The following is a 2,726-nucleotide window of genomic DNA, read 5'->3' as shown; positions in this document are numbered from 1 at the left end:
GGGGGGGGGGGGGGGCGGGCCGGGGCGCCCGCCCGGGCGCGGGCCGGGGTGGGGGGGGGGCCGCGGCGGGCCCCGCTCGACGAGGCCGTCGACCACACCGTCGGCACCTGCGTGCGGATGGCCCGCGAGCTGGTCGCCACCGACCCGCGCGTCGGCGAACCCCGCACCCTGCTGTCGCTCTACGACGGCGCCGCCGGCCTCGGCCTCGAACTGCTGGAGCACGCGGACCGCCCCGACGCCCGAGCCGCCGCCACCGCCCTGGCCGACTGGACGGCCGCCCACCCGGCGCTCGACCGCCTCGACGGCTCGCTCTACCAGGGCCGGGCGGGCGCCGACCTGTTCCTCGCCCAGAGCGCCGCCACCCTCGGCACGGCGCCGCCCGGTACGAAGTCCCCGTACCTCCGCCACCACGAGCCCGCCGGAGCCGACCAGATCGCCGGCGCGGCCGGGCTCGGCACCGCCCACCTGCTGCTCGCCGCCCTCGGCCGGGACACCGACCGGCACCTCGCGGCGGCCGCCGCGTGCGCCACGGCACTGACCGCCCGGCCCCTCGACGACCCCGGCGAGGCGCCCAACCCCGGCACCGCCGCCCTCGCCGAGGGCTTCGCGCACGGCCGCGCGGGCGTCGCCCACTTCCTGCTCGCCCGGCCGGACGAGGCGTCCTGCCGGACCGCCCGCCGCATCGTCGACGGACTCGCCGCCGACCTCCCCCGCCTCAACGCGGCCGCCCTGCGGCCCGGGGCGACCCGCCGCTACCTCTCCTGGTGCCGGGGCCTGGCCGGCCTCGGCACGGTCCTCGTCCAGGCCGGGATCCAGTACGGCGACGACGCCCTCCTCGCCCTGGCCGCCGACGCGGCCGACACCTGCCGGACGCTCGCCCCGCGTACCGCCCTGGTGGTCCGCTGCTGCGGTCTGGCCGGAGTCGGCGACCTCCTCGTGGACCTCGCCACGGCCACCGGCGACCCCCGCCACTGGCACGCGGCGGAGCAACTGGCAGCCCTGCTCCTCACCCGGGCCGGCGGGCCGGCGGGCCGCCCGGTCTTCCCCGGCGGCGACCCGACCGCCGAGTCCCGCGCCTGGGCGGTCGGGACACCCGGAGTGCTGACCTTCCTGCGCCGGCTGTCCCGTCGCGGCGGCCCGGTGCCCGGACTGCTGCCGTCGGCCTGAACCGGCCGAGGCCGGCGATCGGGTCGGACGGGCGGACGTTCTGCGGCCGGTCGACCGACGCCCGGTGGCCCACCGCTCAGCTGCGGTCGAGGAGTTCGCGGATCCGGGCGGCGACCACGTCGGGCCGCTCGCCCTGGATGAAGTGGCCGGCGTCGACGGTCTCGTAGCGGCCGTCGGGGAGGGTTTCGGTCCAGCGGCGCTGGTGTTCCTGGAGGGCGGGGTGGGTGCGTTCGCCGCCTCGGCGGGGGCGGTCGGCGGACAGCAGGACGGTCGGGCAGCCGGGGGGTGCCGGGGGTTCGGCGCGCAGCCGGGGGACGGCGGCCGCGACGGCGCGGAATTCGCGGCGGGTCTGGGCGAGGCCGGCCGGGACGAAGTCCTCGGCGAGCATGGTCTCGTAGGTGTCGGTGGGGAAGACCCGGCGGGCGGTGCCGCTGAGCAGACGGGCCACCAGGCGGCTGCGGACCAGGGGTTGGGCGATGGCGAGCGTGCGGTCGACGCGGCGGGCGATCTGGTCGATGGCGTCGAAGGCGGGCGCGGTCTCCGGTGTGGTGTCGACCATCAGGATGCCGCGCAGCCGGGGCGCGAGGCGCTGGTACGCGAGGCGGGCGACCAGGCCGCCCATGCTGTGGGCGACCAGGACGAACCGGTCGGGGGCGACGGCCTCGGCGAGGGCGACCAGGTCGGCCGCCAGGTCGTCGAGGTCGAGCGGGGCGTCGGTGCGGGCGCTGCGGCCGAAGCCGGCCCGGTCGTAGGCGACCAGCCGGGCACGGTCCGCGAGCAGCGGCAGGACCGGGTCCCAGGAGGCGCGGCCGAGGCCCTGGCCCGACTCGAATAGCACGACGTCCGTACCGTGGCCGGACTCCTCGACGTGGATCGATCGCCCGTTGACGGTGATGGCCCGCCCGTTCGTCTGGCGCATGGTGCTTCCCCCCTGGGAACCGGCACCCGGGTCGTCTCCCGGACGCACTGTTTTCATCTTTGATAATGATAGCGACTGTGAAATCGTTGGGCAATGGACCTCGAAGCGGTAGACCTCCTCCTCCACCCGGTGCGCCTGCGCGTGGTGCACGCCCTCGCCGGCGGGCAGGTGCTCACCACCTCGCAGCTGTGCGAGCGGCTGTCCGGCGTGTCGAAGGTGACGGTGTACCGGCACGTCGCGCTGCTCGCGGAGGCCGGCTTCCTGGAGGTCGCCGAGGAGCGCCGGGTGCGCGGCGCCGTCGAGCGGCACTACCGGCTGCGCGAGGACCGCCCGGTCGTGGACGACGCCGCGGCCGCCGCGATGACGCGGGAGGACCACCGCCGGGGCTTCGCCGCCGCGATGGCCGTCCTGATCGCCGAGTTCAACGCCTACCTCGACCGCGAGGACGCCGACCCGGCCGCCCAGGGGGTGGCCTACCGGCAGGGCACGTGCTGGCTCGACCCGGCGGAACTCGCGGAGCTCGGCGGCGAGTTGCGGGCCGTCCTGGCACCTCGGCTGGCGAACGGGCCGGCGCCGGGCCGGGAGCCGTACCTGCTCAGCCCGATCCTCTTCCCCGCCGTGGGCCCGTCCCCGGTGGAGG

3 protein-coding genes are annotated in these 2,726 nt (G+C 77.4%); 2 read left to right on the top strand and 1 reads right to left on the bottom strand.

Annotation, left to right across the window (positions count from 1 at the left end):
* Positions 1-1,167 (top strand): lanthionine synthetase LanC family protein (locus ACFV61_RS30460; protein ID WP_380495110.1); only part of this gene is annotated, 1,167 nt, incomplete at its 5' end.
* A gap of 76 nt (positions 1,168-1,243) precedes the next feature.
* Here the strand turns inward: ACFV61_RS30460 and ACFV61_RS30455 are convergent.
* Positions 1,244-2,086: an alpha/beta fold hydrolase gene (locus ACFV61_RS30455; protein ID WP_380495108.1), complete on the bottom strand. Its 843-nt coding sequence runs from the start codon at positions 2,084-2,086 to the stop codon at positions 1,244-1,246.
* Between the two features lie 93 nt (positions 2,087-2,179).
* Between ACFV61_RS30455 and ACFV61_RS30450 the strand changes: the two genes are divergently transcribed.
* A partial coding sequence (locus ACFV61_RS30450) for a helix-turn-helix domain-containing protein (protein ID WP_380425065.1) occupies positions 2,180-2,726 on the top strand: 547 nt, incomplete at its 3' end.

Origin of the sequence: Kitasatospora sp. NPDC059817, from assembly GCF_042731835.1 — a bacterium.
In the GTDB taxonomy this organism is placed as follows: domain Bacteria; phylum Actinomycetota; class Actinomycetes; order Streptomycetales; family Streptomycetaceae; genus Kitasatospora.
Note: the sequence above shows the minus strand (reverse complement) of the source record. Positions and strands in the feature narration are given on the sequence as shown.